The organism is Bacillus sp. AFS001701, assembly GCF_002559405.1.
In the GTDB taxonomy this organism is placed as follows: domain Bacteria; phylum Bacillota; class Bacilli; order Bacillales; family Bacillaceae_G; genus Gottfriedia.
The window spans coordinates 1-1,143 of record NZ_NTZO01000217.1 but is presented as its reverse complement, the minus strand read 5'-3'; the positions used below and the strand labels follow the sequence as shown (position 1 = coordinate 1,143).

Genomic DNA, 1,143 nt, shown 5'->3' with positions numbered 1-1,143 from the left:
CTTTCGGGCGCGCCATATTATTTCACCTGTAATTCTGAACGGGAAGTGGCTCAGCTTGGTAGAGCACCTGGTTTGGGACCAGGGGGTCGCAGGTTCAAATCCTGTCTTCCCGACCATTTAAAACATGGGGCCTTAGCTCAGCTGGGAGAGCGCCTGCCTTGCACGCAGGAGGTCAGCGGTTCGATCCCGCTAGGCTCCACTTAAAGAAACTTAAATTAACTTATTATGGCGGTGTAGCTCAGCTGGCTAGAGCGTACGGTTCATACCCGTGAGGTCGTGGGTTCGACTCCCTCCGCCGCTACTTATTTAAGGACCTTTAGCTCAGCTGGTTAGAGCAGACGGCTCATAACCGTCCGGTCGTAGGTTCGAGTCCTACAAGGTCCACCACTTATAATGGAGTAATACCCAAGTCTGGCTGAAGGGATCGGTCTTGAAAACCGACAGGGGTGTAACAGCCCGCGGGGGTTCGAATCCCTCTTACTCCTCCATTTTTATTAAATTTCATATGAATGGATCTAACTTAGTTAGTATCTACATTATCGCGGGGTGGAGCAGTCTGGTAGCTCGTCGGGCTCATAACCCGAAGGTCGCAGGTTCAAATCCTGTCCCCGCAACCAAATGGTCCCGTGGTGTAGCGGTTAACATGCCTGCCTGTCACGCAGGAGATCGCCGGTTCGATCCCGGTCGGGACCGCCATTTAAGATGGCTCGGTAGCTCAGTCGGTAGAGCAGAGGACTGAAAATCCTCGTGTCGGCGGTTCGATTCCGTCCCGAGCCACCATCTTAAAATAGATAGCAAATAATTATTAAGTCGACTTAACTCAATTGGTAGAGCACGAACGAATAAGCTTCGTAGCGAAACCTCAGCGTACTTGTCGAGCAACATCTTGAAATCCTTCCTGAGACAAGGACGACTAAGAGATGAACTAAATATGGAAATAAACAAAATTAAGTGATATAACTTTTATTAAGCCGACTTAGCTCAATTGGTAGAGCAACTGACTTGTAATCAGTAGGTTGGGGGTTCAAGTCCTCTAGTCGGCACTCTTTAACCGGAGGGGTAGCGAAGTGGCTAAACGCGGCGGACTGTAAATCCGCTCCCTGTGGGTTCGGCGGTTCGAATCCGTCCCCCTCCACCATTTAT

At 50.1% G+C, this 1,143-nt stretch carries 10 tRNA genes; all 10 read left to right on the top strand.

From position 1 onward, the window contains the following. Positions 1-39: 39 nt before the first annotated feature. Positions 40-116, top strand: a tRNA-Pro gene (locus CN514_RS14850). 10 nt (positions 117-126) lie between these two features. Beyond that, positions 127-199: transfer RNA gene (locus tag CN514_RS14845), tRNA-Ala, on the top strand. A 28-nt stretch (positions 200-227) separates the two neighbouring features. Further along, positions 228-301, top strand: a tRNA-Met gene (locus CN514_RS14840). 9 nt (positions 302-310) lie between these two features. Beyond that, positions 311-387 (top strand) — tRNA-Ile (locus CN514_RS14835). Positions 388-395: 8 nt separating this feature from the next. Next, positions 396-488: transfer RNA gene (locus CN514_RS14830), tRNA-Ser, on the top strand. A gap of 52 nt (positions 489-540) precedes the next feature. After that, positions 541-617 (top strand) — tRNA-Met (locus tag CN514_RS14825). A 3-nt stretch (positions 618-620) separates the two neighbouring features. After that, positions 621-696 (top strand) — tRNA-Asp (locus CN514_RS14820). An 8-nt stretch (positions 697-704) separates the two neighbouring features. Beyond that, positions 705-780, top strand: a tRNA-Phe gene (locus CN514_RS14815). A gap of 190 nt (positions 781-970) precedes the next feature. After that, a tRNA-Thr gene (locus tag CN514_RS14810) sits at positions 971-1,043 on the top strand. A gap of 10 nt (positions 1,044-1,053) precedes the next feature. Beyond that, positions 1,054-1,138, top strand: a tRNA-Tyr gene (locus CN514_RS14805). Positions 1,139-1,143: the final 5 nt, after the last annotated feature.